We start from the raw sequence: 17,672 nt of genomic DNA, 5'->3' as shown, positions 1-17,672 counted from the left end.
TCAGCGCGCCATGATCAGGCTCATGGCCTCGTTGCGCGTGGCGGGGTCGCGCAGCTGACCGCGCACCGCCGAGGTGATGGTCTTCGCGCCCGGCTTGCGGATGCCTCGCATCGACATGCACATGTGCTCGCACTCGAACACCACGATCACGCCCCGCGGCTCCAGGATCTCCATCAGGGAATCGGCCACCTGCGTGGTGAGTCGTTCCTGCACCTGCGGGCGGCGGGCGAAGACGTCCACCAGGCGGGCCAGCTTGGAAAGCCCAGTGATCTTTCCGTTGGTCGACGGTATGTAGCCCACGTGCGCCACGCCCCTGAACGGAACCAGATGGTGCTCACAGGTACTGAAGACTTCGATGTCCTTCACCAGGACCATCTCGTCGTGCCCCAGGTCGAATGTCGTCGTCAGGACGTCCTCGGGACGCTGGCGCAGCCCCGCGAAGATCTCCTTGTACGCCCGCGCCACCCGCGCCGGCGTCTCCAGCAGGCCCTCGCGGTCCGGGTCCTCGCCCACTGCGATCAGCAGTTCCCGGACGGCGTTCTCGGCGCGCTTCTCGTCGAACTCACCGATCTTCGCATCGGCGTCCAGCGTCACCGGGTCGGTCATCTGTGCCTCGTTCCTCTGCGTACGTACGCGAAAAGCCGCGCCCCCACAGGCTAGAACCTGGGGGGCGCGGCGTGCATTCCGGGGTTCGGGGGGCCCGGGGGCCCCTCGGATCAGCCCTCGGGGTGCTCCTCGGGGGCCGTCTCCGCCACCGGGGCGTCCGCGGGGGACGCGCCGTTGGTGCCGGTGGCGCCGTTGGTCAGCGCCAGCTCCTTCGGGGAGAGCACCGGCGGCCGGGTGGACGGGGTGCGGCGCGACGAGCCGGTCCACGCGGGGCGGGCCGGGCGCTTCACGATGGTGGAGAAGACCTCGGCGATCTCCTCCTTGCCGAGGGTCTCCTTCTCGAGGAGCGCGAGGACCAGGTTGTCCAGGACGTCGCGGTTCTCGACCAGGATCTCCCAGGCCTCGTTGTGCGCGGTCTCGATGAGCTTCTTGACCTCTTCGTCGACGAGCGCGGCGACCTCTTCCGAGTAGTCGCGCTGGTGCGCCATCTCCCGGCCGAGGAACGGCTCGGTGTTGTCGCCGCCGAACTTGATCGCGCCGAGGCGCTCGGTCATGCCGTACTGCGTGACCATCGCGCGGGCCGTGGCGGTGGCCTTCTCGATGTCGTTGGCCGCACCGGTGGTCGGGTCGTGGAAGACCAGCTCCTCCGCCGCGCGCCCGCCCAGCATGTAGGCCAGCTGGTCGAGCATCTCGTTGCGCGTGGTGGAGTACTTGTCCTCGTCGGGCAGGACCATGGTGTAGCCCAGGGCCCGGCCGCGGGACAGGATCGTGATCTTGTGGACCGGGTCGGAGTTGGGGGAAGCCGCCGCGACCAGGGCGTGTCCGCCCTCGTGGTACGCGGTGATCTTCTTCTCCTTGTCCGACATGATCCGGGTCCGCTTCTGCGGGCCCGCGACCACGCGGTCGATCGCCTCGTCCAGCATGTGGTTGTCGATGAGCTTCTTGTCCGAGCGGGCCGTGAGCAGCGCGGCCTCGTTGAGGACGTTGCTCAGGTCCGCGCCGGTGAAGCCCGGGGTACGGCGCGCGACGGCGGCCAGGTCGACGTCCGGCGCGACCGGCTTGCCCTTCTGGTGGACCTTGAGGATCTCCAGACGGCCCTGCATGTCCGGGCGGTCGACGGCGATCTGCCGGTCGAAGCGGCCGGGGCGCAGGAGGGCCGGGTCGAGGATGTCGGGCCGGTTCGTGGCGGCGATCAGGATGACGCCGCCCTTCACGTCGAAGCCGTCCATCTCGACCAGCAGCTGGTTGAGGGTCTGCTCGCGCTCGTCGTGCCCGCCGCCGAGGCCGGCACCGCGGTGGCGGCCGACGGCGTCGATCTCGTCGACGAAGACGATCGCCGGGGCGTTCGCCTTGGCCTGTTCGAAGAGGTCGCGGACGCGGGAGGCACCCACGCCGACGAACATCTCGACGAAGTCGGAGCCGGAGATCGAGTAGAACGGCACGCCCGCCTCACCCGCGACGGCGCGGGCGAGCAGGGTCTTGCCGGTTCCGGGCGGGCCGTACAGCAGCACGCCCTTCGGGATCTTGGCGCCGACGGCCTGGAACTTGGCCGGCTCCTGCAGGAACTCCTTGATCTCGTGGAGTTCCTCGACGGCCTCGTCGGACCCCGCCACGTCGGCGAAGGTCGTCTTCGGGGTGTCCTTGGTGATGAGCTTGGCCTTGGACTTCCCGAAGTTCATGACTCGGGAGCCGCCGCCCTGCATCTGGTTCATCAGGAACAGGAAGACGACGACGATGAGGACGAACGGCAGCAGGGAGAGCAGGACCGAGACGAACGGGCTCTGCTTCGACGGGGAGACGGTGTAGCCCTTCTCCAGGTCGCCCGAGTCGGACTGCTGCTGCAGCTTGTCGGTCAGGTTGGATCCCTGGTCGCCGATGTAGCTGGCCTGGATCTTGTCGCTGCCGCCGTACTTCTTCTGGTCGGCGCCGTCCTTCAGCTCGACCTTGATGATCTGCTCGTCGCCGGTCGTCAGCTTGACCTGCTGCGCCTGCTTGTCCTCGATCGCCTGGACGACCTTGCTGGTGTCCACCGTCTTGTAGCCGCCGGACGAGCCGACGACCTGCATCAACACGACCACGGCGAGGACGGCCAGCACGATCCACATGACCGGCCCACGGAAGTATCGCTTCACGTCCATCCATACGGAGCGGTGCCGCCCCGTCCCTCCTGCCCGTAGGTAAATGCGCTGTGAGTACTGCTATGGGAAAAGCTGTTCTTCGGACGGTACCCCAGCTTTGTCACCCGCGACCGTCTTCCCTAGCTCCAACGGCGGGAAGAAGGCCGTGGTTCCCTCGACTGGTACCGCCGTTCAGCCGCCGTAGACGTGCGGGGCGAGCGTTCCGACGAACGGGAGGTTGCGGTACTTCTCGGCGTAGTCGAGGCCGTAGCCGACGACGAACTCGTTGGGGATGTCGAAGCCGATCCACTTCACGTCGATCGCGACCTTCGCCGCGTCGGGCTTGCGCAGCAGGGTGCAGACCTCCAGGGAGGCCGGCTCGCGCGAGCCCAGGTTGGACAGCAGCCACGACAGCGTCAGGCCGGAGTCGATGATGTCCTCGACGATCAGGACGTGCTTGCCCTTGATGTCGGTGTCGAGGTCCTTGAGGATCCGGACCACGCCGGAGGACTGGGTGCCCGCGCCGTACGACGACACGGCCATCCAGTCCATCGTGACGGGGGTGGACAGCGCGCGCGCCAGGTCCGCCATCACCATCACCGCGCCCTTGAGGACGCCGACGATGAGCAGGTCCTTGCCCGCGTACTCCTCGTCGATCTGCGCGGCCAGCTCTGCCAGCTTCGCGTCGATCTCTTCCTTGGTGATGAGCACCGACTTGAGGTCGGTGCCCATGTCCTTCTCGTTCACCCGCGTCACTTTCGCTAGCTTGCGCCTCGGCCGGCCCGGCCGATGGGATTCAGCCTTGCCGAATCACCAGTCTGCCACCCTGCCGCCGCGCCTCGACGCGGCCCGGCAGATTGATGGTGCCCTGGCCCCTCCAGCCGGTGATCAGCTTGTCGACCTCTTCGATGTGCCGGGCGAACAGGGAACCGGCGGGAGAGCCCTCGGCGATGACCGCGCGGCGCAGGACGCGGCGGCGCACGGCGGTCGGGAGGGCGTAGAGCTTGGCGCATTCGAGCAGGCCGCGCTCGTCCCGTACGGTCGCGTCGGCGTCGGCCGCCCAGGAGTCGAGTGCGTCGGCGTCGTCCCGGGACAGCTGGGCCGTCCGGGCGAGGGCCTCGACGACTCCTTTGCCGAGGGCCTTCTCCAGCGCGGGCAGGCCCTCGTGGCGCAGTCGGGAGCGGGTGTAGGCCGGGTCGGCGTTCATCGGGTCGTCCCACACCGGCAGGTGCTGGACCAGGCAGGCCTTGCGGGCGGTGTGCCGGTCGAGCTCGAGGAAGGGGCGCCGGTAGCGGCGGCGGGTGCCGGAGACGGCGGCCATGCCGGACAGGGAGCGGATGCCGGAGCCGCGGGCGAGGCCGAGGAGGACGGTCTCGGCCTGGTCGTCGCGGGTGTGGCCGAGGAGGACGGCCCGGGCGCCGAGGCGCTCGCAGGCTTCGTCCAGGGCGGCGTACCGGGCGTCGCGGGCGGCGGCTTCGGGGCCGCCTTCGCGGCCGACGGTGACGGCGACGGCCTCGACGGGGTCGAGGTTCATGGCGGTGAGGCGGGCGGCGACCTCGGCGGCGCGCAGGTCGGAGCCTTCCTGCAGGCCGTGGTCGACGGTGACGGCGCCGGCGCGGACGGCGAGTTTGCGGGCCTCGAAGGCGAGGGCGGAGGCGAGCGCCATGGAGTCGGCGCCTCCGGAGCAGGCGACGAGGACGAGCGGCGGCTCGTCGGTGGCGCGGGGTTCGGTCTGGTGCTCGTTCAGGACGTCGTGGAGTACGCGGCGGACCGCCAGGCGTATCGCCGCGACCGCAGGATGGGGACCCATGTCCGGTGCCCTTCGTGGAAGTTGGGGGGTGCCTCGGTCGGAGTCTTAACGGTCGTAACGGGGGGTTCGGTCACTCAGAGTGCGTCGATGGTGACAGAACCCGGCCATTCCCCGAGCATTGCACGCCTACCCATGGGTCACGGTCCCTCGGATGGGTGATTACGGTGGCGTTAACCTGCCGACGTCCGCTGACGGCTCACGCCTCTGGCTTACGGTGCACCCTCGCGACCCAGTCCGCGGGTTTGGCGATCTCGGCCTTGGTGGGCAGCGTGTTCGGCGAGGTCCACACCCGGTTGAAGCCGTCCATGCCGACCTCGTCGACGACGGCGCGGACGAACCGCTCGCCGTCGCGGTACTGGCGCAGCTTGGCGTCCAGGCCGAGCAGCTTGCGCAGGGCCAGGTCGAGCCGGGAGGCGCCGCGGGCGCGCCGCTCCTTGAACTTCTCCCGGATCTCGGCGACCGAGGGCACCACCTGGGGGCCGACGCCGTCCATCACGTAGTCCGCGTGGCCCTCGAGCAGGGACATCACGGCGGTGAGGCGGCCCAGGATGTCGCGCTGCTCGGGCGTCTGGACCAGCTCGACCAGGGAGCGGCCCTCGGAGTCCTCGCCCTCGGGGCGGTTGCCCGCGAGCGACTGGGCGGCCTCGCGCAGCCGCTCCAGGACGGTCATCGGGTCGACCTCGGTGGCCTGGAGGAACGACTGGATCTCGCCCTCCAGGTGGGCGCGCAGCCAGGGCACGCCGGTGAACTGGGTGCGGTGGGTCTCCTCGTGCAGGCAGACCCAGAGCCGGAAGTCGTGCGGGTCGACGTCGAGCTCGCGCTCGACCTGGACGATGTTGGGGGCGACGAGCAGCAGCCGGCCGCCGCCGCCGTCACCGGCGGGCAGGCCGCGGCCGCCGGGGGCGAAGGTCTCGTACTGTCCGAGGACGCGCGAGGACAGGAAGCTGAGCAGCATGCCCAGCTCGACGCCGGTGACCTTGCCGCCCACGGCGCCGAGGACGGCGCCGCCGGGGGTGGCGGAGCGGCGCTCCTGCATCTTGTCCAGGAGCGGCTTGAGCAGTTCGCGGAAGCCCTCCACGTTGGCCCGGACCCAGCCGGCCCGGTCGACGACGAGGACGGGGGTGTCCTCGGGTTCGAGGCCCTCGGGGACCATCCGGGTGTAGGAGCGGACGTGTTCCTCGGAGGCCTTGGCGTGCCTGCGCAGCTCCGCGACGACGGCGCGGGCCTCGTCCCGGCTCACGTCGGGGCCGGGCTTCACGAGGCGGGTCGCGGTCGCGACCGCGAGGTTCCAGTCGACCATCTCCGAAGAGGCTGAACCACCGATGCCAGTCATGTGTCAACCGTACGTGCTGGGGGCCGGGTTGCGACCTGCTGTTCGGGAGCGGGGCGGGGAAGGGGGGCAGGACCAGGGGCGGCCCCTAGGGGACGGGGGTGGGACCGGGCCCGGTCTAGTGCGTGACGAGGGCCCGGGTGAGGCGGTCCAGGGCCGGGCGGGCCGTGTCGGCGGAGCGGGTGCCGGAGGCGAGGAAGGCGAAGGCGACGAGGCGGCCCTCGGGGGTGACGGCGGTGCCCGCGAGGGTGTCGACGCTGCTGAGGGTGCCGGTCTTGGCCCGGACGAGTCCGCCGGACGCCTGGTCGGAGCGGGTGCGCAGGGTGCCGCTGAAGCCGGCGACGGGCAGGCCGGTGAGGATCGGGCGCAGCTCGGGGTGGCCGGGGTCGGCGGCGCGCGCGAGCAGGGTGGTCAGCAGGGTCGCGGACACCTTGTCCGTACGGTCCAGGCCGCTGCCGTCGGCGAACCGGGCGCCGGCGACGGGGGCGCCGAGGGAGGCCAGGCGGGTGCGGACGGCGAGCTCGCCGCCGGTGAAGCTGGCGGGGCGGCCGCTCGCGAGGGCGGTGTGGCGGGTGAGGGCCTCGGCGATGTCGTTGTCGCTGTGGGTCAGCATGCGCTCGACGACGGCGGACAGCGGCGCGGAGAGGGTACGGGCCAGCGGCTTCGCCCCCCGGGGCGACCGGGCGGGCACGGGGTCGCCCTGGACGGGCACGCCCGCGGTGGCGAGCGCGCGGGCGAAGGCGAGGGCCGCGTCCTTCGCGGGGGTCCCGGTGCGGGCCGCCGGGCCGCTGTACGAGCCGTCGAGCCGGCCTTCGTCGACCATCAGGGCGGTGACGGCGGCGATGTTCTCGTTGGGGCTGATGGGGTGCAGCTCGGGCCCGGTGAACAGGGAGGTGTCGTACGCGACCCGGACCGGCCCGGCGCCGAGGTCGCGCAGCGCGCGGGCGGCGTCCCGGGCCAGGCGGCGCAGCCGGGCGCCGTCGAGGGTGGTGTCGCCGCCGCCGACCAGGGTGACGGTGCGGCCGTCGGGGGTGGCGGTGGCGGTGGTGGCGAAGCGGTGGTCCGGGCCGAGGGCGGTCAGGGCGGCGGCCGCGGTGGCGATCTTGACGGTGGAGGCGGGGGTCATCAGGTCCCCGGCCCCGCTCGCGTACAGCGTCCGGCCGCTCGCCACGTCGACGACCGAGGCGGCCTGCCGGGTGCCGAGCGCGGGGTCGGCGAGCAGCGGGTCCAGGGTGCGCGCGAGGGGGGCGGGCGCGGCCGCCGGGGCACCGAGCGCGGCGAGCACGCCGGGGGCGCTGGGGGCCGGGGCGGGACCTTCGGGGGCCGTCGCGTCGTGATGTGCGCCACCCGTCGTGCGCGAGGCGGCCACCCGGTCGCGCTCGGCCTTACGCTGACCCGTGTCCCACGGTCCGGCGACGGCGACGGACCCGGCGGCCACGGCGAGACCCAGCACGGCGGAGAGGCCCGCGTACCGCCACGTTCTCGGGTCGGGCACGGTTGACCAGCCCCTTTCGCGATCACAGTGGTGCGTGGGGGACACTTAACCACTGCGCCATGCCCCGAGCACGGCACACCGGACGTTTTGTTTGATCTTGGAGGAGCCACCCGTGGAGTTCGACGTCACCATCGAGATCCCGAAGGGGTCGCGTAACAAGTACGAGGTGGACCACGAGACGGGTCGCATCCGTCTGGACCGTCGTCTCTTCACCTCCACCAGCTACCCGGCCGACTACGGCTTCGTCGAGAACACCCTCGGCGAGGACGGCGACCCGCTGGACGCGCTGGTCCTGCTCGACGAGCCGACCTTCCCGGGCTGCCTGATCAAGTGCCGCGCCATCGGCATGTTCCGCATGACCGACGAGGCCGGCGGCGACGACAAGCTCCTGTGCGTGCCCGCGTCCGACCCGCGCGTGGAGCACCTGCGCGACATCCACCACGTCTCCGAGTTCGACCGCCTGGAGATCCAGCACTTCTTCGAGGTCTACAAGGACCTGGAGCCCGGCAAGTCCGTCGAGGGCGCCGACTGGGTCGGCCGCACCGAGGCCGAGGCCGAGATCGAGGCCTCCTACAAGCGCCTGGAGGCGCAGGGCGGCGCCCACTGACGCGCCCCCGCCTCGTCGCCGACGGGCGGTGTTCCCCTCGGGGAGCACCGCCCGTTGTCGTATGAAGTCATGATCACCCACATACTGGGCAGGGAAAGATCCAGTCACTGGAGGGAGGCGAGAGGTGGCGGAGACGGACGCGCCCGAGGACCGGAAACCGCAGTCGGACGAAGCGCGCAGCGCCTTCACGCCCCCCCTCGGGGTGGACCAGCCCGTCGTGGTCGAGGAAGAGTCGCCCACCTCGGAGTTCGCGGTGCCGAAGGGGTTCGCCCCCGAGCCGGCGGCCGAGCCCGAGGGCTCGGCGTTCGCGACGCCGTCCACGTACGCGGCACGGCACTCGCCACCGGCCTTCACGCCCGCGCACGGCATCCCGATGATCAAGCTGTCGCAGAACGCGCCCTGGCAGGACCAGATGCGCACCATGCTGCGGCTGCCGGTCAGCGAGCGGCCCGTGCCGGAGCCGGTGCAGAAGCAGGACGACGCCGGGCCCGCCGTGCCGCGCGTGCTCGACCTGACCCTGCGCATCGGCGAGCTGCTGCTCGCGGGCGGTGAGGGCGCCGAGGACGTCGAGGCCGCGATGTTCGCGATCACGCGCTCGTACGGCCTGGACCGCTGCGAGCCGACGGTCACCTTCACCCTGCTGTCCATCACGTACCAGCCCTCGCTGGTGGACGACCCGGTCACGGCCAACCGGACGGTACGCCGCCGGGGCACCGACTACACCCGCCTCGCCGCCGTCTACCAGCTGGTCGCGGACATCAACGCGCCCGAGCACGACGTCTCCCTGGAGGAGGCCTACCGGCGCCTGGCGATCATCCGGCGCAACCGGCACCCGTACCCCAGCTGGGTCCTCACCATGGCCACCGGCGTCCTCGCGGGCGCGGCCTCGGTGCTGCTCGGCGGTGGTCCCGCGGTGTTCGCGGTGGCCGCGCTCGGTGCGGTGCTCGGCGACCGCCTCGCCTGGCTGTGCGCCGGGCGCGGGCTGCCGGAGTTCTATCAGTTCCTGGTGGCGGCGATCCCGCCGGCCGCGCTCGGGGTGCTGCTCAGCCTGCTCCACTCGGACCTGCGGCCCAACGCCGTGATCACCGGTGGGCTCTTCGCGCTGATCCCGGGGCGGGCGCTGGTGGCGGCCGTGCAGGACGGCCTGACCGGCTTCTACATCACCGCCTCGGCGCGGCTCCTCGAAGTCATGTACTTCTTCGTCGCCATCGTGGTCGGCGTGCTCTCCGCGCTGTACGTCGGGCTGCAGTTCGGGGCCAAGCTGAACCCCGAGGGCACGCTGAGCCCGGTCGAGAGACCGATCGTGCAGATCGTGGCGTCGATGGCGCTGTGCCTGACCTTCGCGGTGCTGCTCCAGCAGGACCGGGCGACCGTGCTGTTCGCGACCCTGAACGGCGGCGTGGCCTGGGTGGTGTACGCGGCGATCGCGGTGACCGCCAAGGGCTCCGCCGTGATGGCGACGGCGATCGCGGCCGGGCTGGTGGGCCTGTTCGGGCAGCTGATCGCGCGCTGGGAGAACACCTCCTCGCTGCCGTACGTCACCGCGGCGATCGGGCCGCTGCTGCCCGGTAGCGCCACCTACTTCGGCGTGCTGAACATCGCGCAGAACAACATGGACTCCGGCTTCGCCTCGCTGGCCAAGGCGGCGGCCCTGGCCCTGGCGATCGCCATCGGGGTGAACCTGGGCGGTGAGCTGGCGCGGCTGTTCATGCGGGCGCCGGGCTCGGGCGCGGGACGCCGGGCGGCGAAGCGGACCCGGGGGTTCTGAGGCTCCCGTCGGCTCCCGCGGGATCGGTACGCGGACGTGCGGAAGGGCCCGCACCCCGGTTTCCCGGGGTGCGGGCCCTTCCGTCACCGCGCGGCTCGTACCGCGGAGGAACGTCAGCGCTTGGCGTGGCGGCCGCGCTGCGGGGGCGGGCTCGCGGCGCCCGCGGGGGTGCCGGAGGCCAGGGCCTCCTTCTTCGCCTTCGAGCGGGCCCGCAGGACCTCGATCGCGATCGGCACCACGGAGACCAGCACGATCAGGACGAGGATCGCCTCGACGTTGTTCTTGATGACCGAGATCTGGCCCAGGAAGTACCCGGCGATGGTCACGCCCGCGCCCCACATGGCGCCGCCGAGCACGTTGTACGCGATGAACGTGCGGTACTTCATGCTGCCCGCGCCCGCCACGATTGGCGCGAAGGTCCGCACGATCGGCACGAAGCGGGCGAGCACGATGGCCTTCGGGCCGTACTTGTCGACGAACTCGTGGGCCTTGTCCAGGTTCTCCTTCTTGAAGATCTTGGAGTTGGGCCGGTTGAAGAGCTTCGGGCCGAAGAACTTGCCGATCACGTAACCCACCTGGTCACCGATGATCGCGGCGGCCACGATCAGGGTGCAGACCAGCCAGAGGGGCTGCTTGATGTAGTTCCCCTCGGCGACCAGCAGACCCGCCGTGAACAGCAGCGAGTCTCCGGGGAGGAAGGCGAAGAGCCCCGATTCGGCGAAGACGATGACGAGGATGCCGATCAGGCCGAAGTGCGAGATCAGGTAGTCCGGACTGATCCACTCCGGGCCGAGCGCAAGCGTAGTCACGGGATTCCGGGCTCCTGGGGTTCGGTCGGGCGGGACGACTGCCCAAAAGTATCAACGCTGCCGGACCCCGCCGGGTTCCACGGCCGTACGGGATGCGCCCGGGCCCGTCCCGTACCAAGCTGTGCCCATGGGTATCGAGGAGTACGGAGGCGGGCAGGGCCCGCAGTCCGACGTGCTGGTGGTCACCACGAACGACGTACCCGGCTACCGGGTGGAGCGCGTCATCGGCGAGGTCTTCGGCCTCACCGTGCGCTCGCGCCACCTGGGCAGCCAGATCGGCGCCGGGCTCAAGTCCATGATCGGCGGCGAGCTCAAGGGCCTGACGAAGACCCTGGTGGAGACCCGCAACCAGGCCATGGAGCGGCTGATCGAGCAGGCCAGGGCGCGCGGCGCCAACGCGGTGCTGATGTTCCGCTTCGACGTCACCGAGGCCGCCGACGTCGGCACCGAGGTCTGCGCCTACGGCACGGCCTGCGTGATCACTCCCGCCACCTGACACCGGGGACGGCCTGGGGCCCGGGGCGGCCAGGGGCGAGGGCGGCCGGGGGCCCGGGGCGGCCAGGAGTGAGCGGGCCGCCGGGTTCCGGAAGCCCGGGGGCGGGATTCCGGAAGCCCGGGACCCCGGGGGCCCGCAAGCGCCCCGGCCCCGGGAGCCCCGGCCCCCGCTCACTCCGGGCCGCAGCCCAGCACGAACTCGTCCCAGGTCTCCCCGTCCCGCGACACCGAGTGCGCGCACTCGCTGCCGGCCGCCTGGTAGCCGGCCGGTGTGCGGCGCACCCAGCCGTGGCCGGCCGTCCCGGTGAACGTCCGCCCGCCGTCCCGGCTCTCGTACGACCTCCCCTCCCCGCTGAGCAGCAGGCTGCCGTCCGCCCGGACCACCACCCGCCCCAGCAGCGTCTGCGGGCCCGTCCCCGGCCGGGTGGCGTACACCCGCTGCCAGCTCCGGCCCCCGTCGGCCGAGCGGTACAGCGCCCGCAGCGGGTTCTTCGCGGCCTCGGCGCCCGCCACCGGCCCCAGCTCCGCCGCGTACACCGCGTCCCGGCCCGCCGTCACCACCACTCCCCGCGCGTCCCAGGCCGCCCCGGGCAGCCGGGCCACGGTCCAGCTCCGGCCCCCGTCCCGGGAGGAGGCCACCGCCGCCCGCCCGGTCACCGGGTCGCGGCCCGTCACCCACCAGGAGCCGTCCGGCTCGGCCCGCTCGGCGGCGCGCAGCCCGTCCGCCGCCAGCGCCGGACCCCGGGCCAGTGCCCTCAGGCTCCCGTCGACGGGCGAGAGCACCACCAGGCGGGCCGTGCGGCAGCCTCCCGTGTCCGGCCCCGGCGGCTCGGCACACTCGGCGCCCAGCACCCCGCCCCCGGGTATCGCCGCCACCTCGCCCCGCGCCCGGCCCTCGCTCCAGGACCGGCCGCCGTCCGAGGTGAACCAGGTCCGCCCCGCCCGCGCACCCGCCTCCCCGTCCCGCCCCGGATCCGCCGCGCCGCCCTCCTCCAGCCAGGCCCGCCCGCCCCCGAACACCACCAGGCGGGTGGTCGACCCCTGGGAGGCCGCCAGCTCGGGCAGCGGGGACTTGCGCAGCGCCCAGTGGGAGGCGCCCCGGTCGAGCACGGCGACGTGCTGCCTGCAGAAGCCCTCGGGGCCGCCCGGTACGCCCTCCACGCACTCCACCAGCACCCCGAACCCGCTGCCGTCGGCCGCCAGTTCCGCCTCGTACGACGCCCCCGGCAGGTCCCAGCCGAACGGCACCGGCGTCGCCGCCCCCGACGCCCCGCCGGCCACCTGGGACGCCCCGCCGGGCCTCCCGCCGGAAGCGGTGCCGCCCCTGCCCGTGCAGCCCGCGAGCAGCACCGGTACCAGCGCGAGGACGCCCGCGACGAGCGCCGCCCGTCCCCGTATCCGCCTCGCCTCTCCCCGTCTCCCCGCTCCCCGTCTCCGCTCCCCCGCAGTGACCATCGAGTCCCCCGCCCCGCCGGCCCGGTCCGGGCCTCCTGCTTCTGATACACCGCCCGGCGCCCGGGGGTTCCCCTTTCCGGCGGACCAAAAAACTGCGGACCAAAAACTGCGGATCAGGAAACCCCGGACCAGGAAGCTGCGGACCAAAACACCGGCCCCACCCACGCCACCAGCCCCCGAACTACCGCCCCAGCCTCCCGAACCGCCGTACCGCCAGCGGGAAGAACACCGCGAGCAGCGCCACCGACCAGGCCACCGCCGCCCCCACGTGCCCGGGTTCGCCGCCGGGGCCGCCGAACAGGTCGCGTACCGCCGTCACCGTCGGCGACATCGGGTTCCACTCCACGGCTGCGCCCAGCCAGCCCGGCATCGCCTCGGGCGTCGCGAACGCGTTGGACAGGAACGTCACCGGCCAGACCAGGACCTGCACCGTCTGGACCATCTCCGGGCGCCCCGCCACCAGGGCCAGGTAGATCCCGACCCACAGCATCGCGAACCGCAGCAGGAGCAGCAGCCCCACCGCCCCCAGGAACGCTCCCGCGCCGGCCCCGGCCCGCCAGCCCAGCGCGTACCCGGCCCCGATCATCACCGCGAGGCCGACCACGGACTGGAGCATGTCGGCCGCCGAACGCCCCACCAGGACGGCCGCGTTGGCCATCGGCATCGACCTGAAGCGGTCCACCACGCCCTTGTCCAGGTCCCTGGTCACGGCGACCATCGTGCTCTCGAGGCCGAACGCCATGGTCATCGCCAGCATGCCGGGCACCAGGAAGTCGACGTACCGCCCCTCGACCGCGCGGCCCCCGCCGACCAGGTAGCCGAACATCAGCAGCATCATCACCGGGAACACCAGCCCGACGACGACCTGCACGGGCTGCCGCGCCCAGTGCGCCAGTTCGCGCCGGGTCATGGTCCAGCAGTCACTCACCACGTACGCGCTCACGCCCCGGCCCCCGCCTTCCGCTTCCGCTCCTCGCCGACCGGCTCCCGCGCCCCCTCCGGCGCGTCCTCCGGCCCGCCCGTCAGACGCAGGAACACCTCGTCCAGGGTGGGCCTGCGCACCGCGATGTCCTCCGCCTCGATCCCGGCCTCCTCCAGCACCCGTACGGTCCGGGCCAGCGCCGCCATCCGGTCGCCCACCGGGACGCTCGCCAGCCGCCGGTCCGCGTCGACCACCACCTCCGCGTCCCCTTCCGCCGCTCCCAGGACGTCAGCCAGCAGCCGTCCGGTCCGCTCCACCTCGTCCGCGTGCCGCACCACCACGTCGATCCGCGCCCCGCCCGTACGGGCCTTGAGGGCGTCGGGCGTGCCGTCCGCGACGACCCGGCCCCGGTCCACCAGCGAGATGCGGTCCGCCAACTGGTCGGCCTCCTCCAGGTACTGCGTGGTCAGCAGTACGGTCGTGCCGCCGCCCACCAGGGAGCGCACCGCACGCCACACCTCGGTCCGGCCGCGCGGGTCGAGCCCGGTCGTGGGCTCGTCCAGGAACAGCACCTCCGGGTCGGTGATCAGCGACGCCGCGAGGTCCAGCCGCCTGCGCATCCCTCCGCTGTAGAGCCGCACGGCCTTGCGCCCGGTGTCCGCGAGGCCGAAGCGCTCCAGCAGTTCACCGGCCCGCACGCGCGCGTGCCGGGCGCCCAGGTGGTAGAGCCGGCCGAACATCTCCAGGTTCTGCCGCCCGCCGAGCTCCTCGTCCAGGGCCGCGTGCTGCCCGAGCAGTCCGATCCTGGCGCGCACCTGTGCGGCCCGTTCCCGTACGTCGTACCCGGCGACCCGGACCGTGCCCGCGTCGGGCCTCAGCAAGGTGGCCAGCACCCGCACCAGGGTGGTCTTGCCCGCGCCGTTGGGGCCGAGCACCCCGTGGACCGTGCCGCTCCCGACTGCCAGGTCCAGTCCGTCCAGGGCGCGCTTCTCCCCGTACCGCTTGCGTGCGCCCTCGACCGTGATCGCGTCAGCCATGCGCCACCCTTCCCCATTAGTCAAACTTGATTACTGGCTCGGCGAAGGTAATGCCCGATCCGTCGTTAGTCAAACTTGATTACTCGAACTTTCCCGGGACGGTCCGGCGGCCCTCCCCGCGCCCCCGCCGGGTAACGTGGTCAAACTTGAACAGCGGTCACACGTGAACAGGAGGGACCCGGCCCATGTCAGCGATCCGACTGCTGGTCCTCGGCGCCGTGCGCCAGCACGGCCGCGCCCACGGCTACCAGGTCCGCAACGACCTGGAGTTCTGGGGCGCCCACGAGTGGTCCAACGCCAAGCCGGGCTCGATCTACCACGCGCTCAAGCAGATGGCGAAGCAAGGACTGCTGGTCGCGCACGAGATCGCCCCCTCCACCGCCGGCGGCCCGCCCCGCACCGAGTACGAGATCACCGCCGACGGCACCGAGGAGTACCTGGCACTCCTGCGCCGGGCCCTGACCGTCCACGACCAGCGCACGGACGTCCTGTCGGCCGCCCTCGGCTTCATCGTCGACCTGCCGCGCGCCGAGGCCGTGACGCTGCTGCGCGAGCGCGTGCGCGGCATGGAGGAGTGGCGCGCCACGGTCACCGGCTACTACACGCCCGTCGAAGGGCCCGAGAGCCTCGGCCACATCGGCGAGATCATGCGGATGTGGGTCGACTCGGCGGAGTTCGGCGCCACCTGGACGCGCGGGCTCATCGACCGGATCGAGGGCGGGGCGTACACCTTCGCCGGGGAGGGCGAGCCGTTCGTGGGCGTGCTCGCCGAGGGCCAGGAGAACCCGTACGCGACGGGCGAACCGCACGTGGGCGACCGGGACTGAGCCCCCGCACGAACCGCACGCGGGCGACCCGGACTGAGCCCCCGCACGAACCGCACGCGGGCGACCGGGACCGAGCCACTGGGGCCCGGGACCAGGCCCCACCTGGGGCTCAGGCCCGGGCTCGGAGCGCCCGGGCCGCCCCGGACGGGCTCACCCCCACGACTCCCCCGACTCCTGCCCGATCAGCTCGAAGGACGTCTTGCCGTCCAGGGACTCGCGCAGGATGTCCGCGTGGCCCGCGTGCCGCCCCATCTCCTGCACCAGGTGCAGCGCCATCCAGCGCATCGAGACCTGCCCGTCCTTGGGGAACCAGGGCGCCTCGGGCAGCGGGAAGGTGTCGGACAGGTCGGGGACAGTGGCCAGGAAGTCGTCGGTCTGCTTGGCGACCGAGGTCCAGAACTCCATCACCCCCGCCACCGTCTCGTCGCCGACGAGCCGGAAGCCCTCGTCCCAGGTGCCGGGCTCGCGCTGCTTCTCGTTGGGCCGCTGCTGGGCCAGCCGCAGCCAGTTCAGCTCGACCTCGGCGACGTGCTTGAGCAGGCCGGAGAGGGTCAGCTCGCTGGCGGTGGTGCGGGTGGCGGCCTGCTCGTCGGTGAGCCCGAGCAGCGAGCGGCGCACGGCCGCGCGCTGGACCCGGATGAAGTTGACGAGGGCGCCGCGTTCGTCGCCGTGCGCCTCGACCGGAACGAGAGCAACCATGGGGTCCGCCTTTCACAGTCCCGTACCCGGTACGGGAGGTCGTCCTGACAACCCCCACGCTAGGGACCCTTGCGGACAGCTACGGTCCGCAACACGACACGGGTTCGCGCGGGTCCCGACGGCCCTCGGAACGGGAACCCGGAACCGCCGGCCTCGGAACGCGAACGCGGAACCCCCGGCCCCGGAACCACGAGGAGGAACCCGCTGGCCTCAGAACGGGAACCGCGTCCGCCCGTGCTGCACCGAGATCCACTTCTGCGTGGTGAACGCCTCCACCGTCGCGTCCCCGTTCAGCCGCCCGAGACCCGAGTACTTCTCGCCGCCGAACGCCACCAGCGGCTCGTCCTGGATCGTCGAGTCGTTGACGTGGATCATCCCGGTGACCACGCGCCGCGCGAAGCGCACGCCGCGCTCCACGTCCGCGCTGTGCACGGCGCCGCTGAGCCCGTAGGGGCTGTCGTTGGCCAGCCGTACGGCCTCTTCCTCGCCGTCGAAGGCCATCAGCAGCACCACCGGGCCGAAGATCTCCTGGCGCAGCACCGGCGAGTCCTCCGGCAGGCCCGCGAGCACGGTCGGCTCCACCAGGTTGCCGCGCGTACGGCCGCGTACGAGCGCCTTGGCGCCCTCGGCGACGGCCTGGTCGACCAGGTTGGTCAGGGCCTCCGCCTGGAAGTTGTTGATCACCGGGCCGATGTGGGTGGCCGGGTCGCGCGGGTCGCCGGTGACCAGGGACGCCACGCGCGCGGTGAACTTCTCGGTGAACTCGGCCTCGACCGAGCGGTCCACCAGGATGCGGTTGGCGGCCATGCAGACCTGGCCCTGGTAGACGAAGCGGCTGAAGACCGCCGCCTCCACCGCGTAGTCGATGTCGGCGTCGTCGAGGACCACCAGGGCGCTGTTGCCGCTGAGTTCGAGGACGGCGCGCTTGAAGTGCGAGCCGGCGACGGCGCCGACGTGGCGGCCCACGCGGTCGGAGCCCGCGAAGGAGATGACGCGCGGCACGGGGTGCTCGATGAGCGCGTCGCCGATCTCGGCGATGTCGGTCACCAGGACGTTCAGCAGGCCTGCGGGCAGTCCGGCGTCCTCGAAGACCTTGGCGATCAGCCCGCCGCCGACGACCGGGGTGTTCTGGTTGGGCTTGACGACGACCGCGTTGCCCAGGGCCAGCGCGGGGGCGACGGACTTCAGGGTGACCAGGAAGGGGAAGTTGTACGGGGTGATGACGCCGACGACCCCGACGGGGAGCCGGTAGACCCGGTTCTCCTTGCCGTCCACCGGCGAAGGCAGGATCCGTCCCTCGGGCCGCACCGCGAGCTGGATGGCCTCGCGCATGAACTCCATGGCCAGGTGCACCTCGTAGCGGGCCTTGAGCCGGGTGCCGCCCAGCTCGTCGATGATGGCCTCGGCTATCTCGTCCTCGCGCGCCTCGATGATGCGCAGGGCGCGCTCGAAGACGAGCCTGCGGGCGTACGGGTTGGTCTCCGCCCAGGTGCGCTGCGCCCGTTCGGCGGCGCGGTAGGCCTGGTCGACCTCGTCGCGGGTGGCGACGGTGATGACGGCGAGCTTCTCCCCGTTGTACGGGTTGAAGTCGATGATGTCCCACGAGCCGCTACCGGTCCGCCACTCGCCGTCGATGTACTGGTGGGCCAGGTCGGTGAAGAAGGACATGCCATCCCTTACTGCAGGTCTCGCAGG

At 72.2% G+C, this 17,672-nt stretch carries 16 protein-coding genes; 4 read left to right on the top strand and 12 right to left on the bottom strand.

Going from position 1 to position 17,672, the window contains the following annotated elements:
- The 6 genes from folE to dacB form a co-directional block, all read right to left on the bottom strand.
- Window positions 1-606: a GTP cyclohydrolase I FolE gene (gene folE, locus ABT160_RS26890; RefSeq protein ID WP_351650377.1), complete on the bottom strand. Its 606-nt coding sequence runs from the start codon at window positions 604-606 to the stop codon at window positions 1-3.
- 110 nt (window positions 607-716) lie between these two features.
- Window positions 717-2,744 carry an ATP-dependent zinc metalloprotease FtsH gene (gene ftsH / locus ABT160_RS26885; RefSeq protein WP_351650376.1) on the bottom strand — a complete coding sequence of 676 codons (2,028 nt, stop codon included), beginning with the start codon at window positions 2,742-2,744 and terminating at the stop codon, window positions 717-719.
- A 171-nt stretch (window positions 2,745-2,915) separates the two neighbouring features.
- Entirely contained in the window at window positions 2,916-3,455 is a 540-nt protein-coding gene (hpt, locus tag ABT160_RS26880; protein WP_351650402.1) for a hypoxanthine phosphoribosyltransferase, read from the bottom strand.
- Window positions 3,456-3,519: 64 nt separating this feature from the next.
- The gene (tilS, locus tag ABT160_RS26875; RefSeq protein ID WP_351650375.1) at window positions 3,520-4,533 is read right to left on the bottom strand and encodes a tRNA lysidine(34) synthetase TilS; all 1,014 of its coding nucleotides are present in this window, start codon (window positions 4,531-4,533) and stop codon (window positions 3,520-3,522) included.
- A gap of 196 nt (window positions 4,534-4,729) precedes the next feature.
- Window positions 4,730-5,866 carry an Rv3626c family coenzyme F420 biosynthesis-associated protein gene (locus ABT160_RS26870; RefSeq protein ID WP_351650374.1) on the bottom strand — a complete coding sequence of 379 codons (1,137 nt, stop codon included), beginning with the start codon at window positions 5,864-5,866 and terminating at the stop codon, window positions 4,730-4,732.
- A 115-nt stretch (window positions 5,867-5,981) separates the two neighbouring features.
- A complete protein-coding gene (gene dacB / locus ABT160_RS26865) occupies window positions 5,982-7,358 on the bottom strand; it encodes a D-alanyl-D-alanine carboxypeptidase/D-alanyl-D-alanine endopeptidase (RefSeq protein ID WP_351650373.1) in 1,377 nt (458 codons plus the stop codon).
- 112 nt (window positions 7,359-7,470) lie between these two features.
- Between dacB and ABT160_RS26860 the strand changes: the two genes are divergently transcribed.
- Together ABT160_RS26860 and ABT160_RS26855 are read left to right on the top strand one after the other, a co-directional pair.
- Complete coding sequence (locus ABT160_RS26860; protein WP_073789594.1) at window positions 7,471-7,965, top strand: inorganic diphosphatase; 495 nt, start codon at window positions 7,471-7,473, stop codon at window positions 7,963-7,965.
- A gap of 124 nt (window positions 7,966-8,089) precedes the next feature.
- On the top strand, window positions 8,090-9,733 hold the full coding sequence (locus ABT160_RS26855) for a threonine/serine exporter family protein (RefSeq protein WP_351650372.1): 1,644 nt from the start codon (window positions 8,090-8,092) through the stop codon (window positions 9,731-9,733).
- Between the two features lie 113 nt (window positions 9,734-9,846).
- On the opposite strand, the gene ABT160_RS26850 is transcribed toward ABT160_RS26855, so the two are convergent.
- Window positions 9,847-10,542 carry a VTT domain-containing protein gene (locus ABT160_RS26850; protein ID WP_502984305.1) on the bottom strand — a complete coding sequence of 232 codons (696 nt, stop codon included), beginning with the start codon at window positions 10,540-10,542 and terminating at the stop codon, window positions 9,847-9,849.
- Window positions 10,543-10,669: 127 nt separating this feature from the next.
- Here ABT160_RS26850 and ABT160_RS26845 point away from each other — a divergent pair, with 127 nt between their 5' ends.
- Complete coding sequence (locus tag ABT160_RS26845; protein WP_351650371.1) at window positions 10,670-11,038, top strand: YbjQ family protein; 369 nt, start codon at window positions 10,670-10,672, stop codon at window positions 11,036-11,038.
- Window positions 11,039-11,208: 170 nt separating this feature from the next.
- Here the strand turns inward: ABT160_RS26845 and ABT160_RS26840 are convergent, their stop codons facing one another.
- The 3 genes from ABT160_RS26840 to ABT160_RS26830 form a co-directional block, all read right to left on the bottom strand.
- Window positions 11,209-12,387: a sialidase family protein gene (locus ABT160_RS26840; protein ID WP_351650370.1), complete on the bottom strand. Its 1,179-nt coding sequence runs from the start codon at window positions 12,385-12,387 to the stop codon at window positions 11,209-11,211.
- Window positions 12,388-12,673: 286 nt separating this feature from the next.
- Complete coding sequence (locus ABT160_RS26835) at window positions 12,674-13,402, bottom strand: ABC transporter permease (protein WP_502984306.1); 729 nt, start codon at window positions 13,400-13,402, stop codon at window positions 12,674-12,676.
- A 29-nt stretch (window positions 13,403-13,431) separates the two neighbouring features.
- Complete coding sequence (locus ABT160_RS26830) at window positions 13,432-14,451, bottom strand: ATP-binding cassette domain-containing protein (protein ID WP_351650368.1); 1,020 nt, start codon at window positions 14,449-14,451, stop codon at window positions 13,432-13,434.
- 185 nt (window positions 14,452-14,636) lie between these two features.
- On the opposite strand from ABT160_RS26830, the gene ABT160_RS26825 reads away from it, so the two are divergent.
- Window positions 14,637-15,278, top strand: coding sequence for a PadR family transcriptional regulator (locus ABT160_RS26825; protein WP_351650367.1), 642 nt, complete (start codon window positions 14,637-14,639; stop codon window positions 15,276-15,278).
- A 150-nt stretch (window positions 15,279-15,428) separates the two neighbouring features.
- Here ABT160_RS26825 and ABT160_RS26820 read toward each other — a convergent pair whose 3' ends face one another.
- Both ABT160_RS26820 and ABT160_RS26815 read right to left on the bottom strand, forming a co-directional pair.
- Entirely contained in the window at window positions 15,429-15,977 is a 549-nt protein-coding gene (locus ABT160_RS26820; protein ID WP_351650366.1) for a DinB family protein, read from the bottom strand.
- Between the two features lie 210 nt (window positions 15,978-16,187).
- On the bottom strand, window positions 16,188-17,645 hold the full coding sequence (locus tag ABT160_RS26815) for an aldehyde dehydrogenase family protein (RefSeq protein ID WP_351650365.1): 1,458 nt from the start codon (window positions 17,643-17,645) through the stop codon (window positions 16,188-16,190).
- Window positions 17,646-17,672: the final 27 nt, after the last annotated feature.

Origin of the sequence: Streptomyces sp. NPDC001941 (genome assembly GCF_040296945.1) — a bacterium.
Taxonomy (GTDB): domain Bacteria; phylum Actinomycetota; class Actinomycetes; order Streptomycetales; family Streptomycetaceae; genus Streptomyces.
Note: the sequence above shows the minus strand (reverse complement) of the source record. Positions and strands in the feature narration are given on the sequence as shown.

Bases quoted from the DNA above. Each gene is read 5' to 3' on its own strand.
- folE (WP_351650377.1), bottom strand. From the start codon at position 606: ATGACCGACCCGGTGACGCTGGACGCCGATGCGAAGATCGGTGAGTTC.
- ftsH (WP_351650376.1), bottom strand. From the start codon at position 2,744: ATGGACGTGAAGCGATACTTCCGTGGGCCGGTCATGTGGATCGTGCTG.
- hpt (WP_351650402.1), bottom strand. From the start codon at position 3,455: ATGGGCACCGACCTCAAGTCGGTGCTCATCACCAAGGAAGAGATCGAC.
- tilS (WP_351650375.1), bottom strand. From the start codon at position 4,533: ATGGGTCCCCATCCTGCGGTCGCGGCGATACGCCTGGCGGTCCGCCGC.
- ABT160_RS26870 (WP_351650374.1), bottom strand. From the start codon at position 5,866: ATGACTGGCATCGGTGGTTCAGCCTCTTCGGAGATGGTCGACTGGAAC.
- ABT160_RS26845 (WP_351650371.1), top strand. From the start codon at position 10,670: ATGGGTATCGAGGAGTACGGAGGCGGGCAGGGCCCGCAGTCCGACGTG.
- ABT160_RS26835 (WP_502984306.1), bottom strand. From the start codon at position 13,402: ATGACCCGGCGCGAACTGGCGCACTGGGCGCGGCAGCCCGTGCAGGTC.
- ABT160_RS26830 (WP_351650368.1), bottom strand. From the start codon at position 14,451: ATGGCTGACGCGATCACGGTCGAGGGCGCACGCAAGCGGTACGGGGAG.
- ABT160_RS26825 (WP_351650367.1), top strand. From the start codon at position 14,637: ATGTCAGCGATCCGACTGCTGGTCCTCGGCGCCGTGCGCCAGCACGGC.
- ABT160_RS26820 (WP_351650366.1), bottom strand. From the start codon at position 15,977: ATGGTTGCTCTCGTTCCGGTCGAGGCGCACGGCGACGAACGCGGCGCC.
- ABT160_RS26815 (WP_351650365.1), bottom strand. From the start codon at position 17,645: ATGTCCTTCTTCACCGACCTGGCCCACCAGTACATCGACGGCGAGTGG.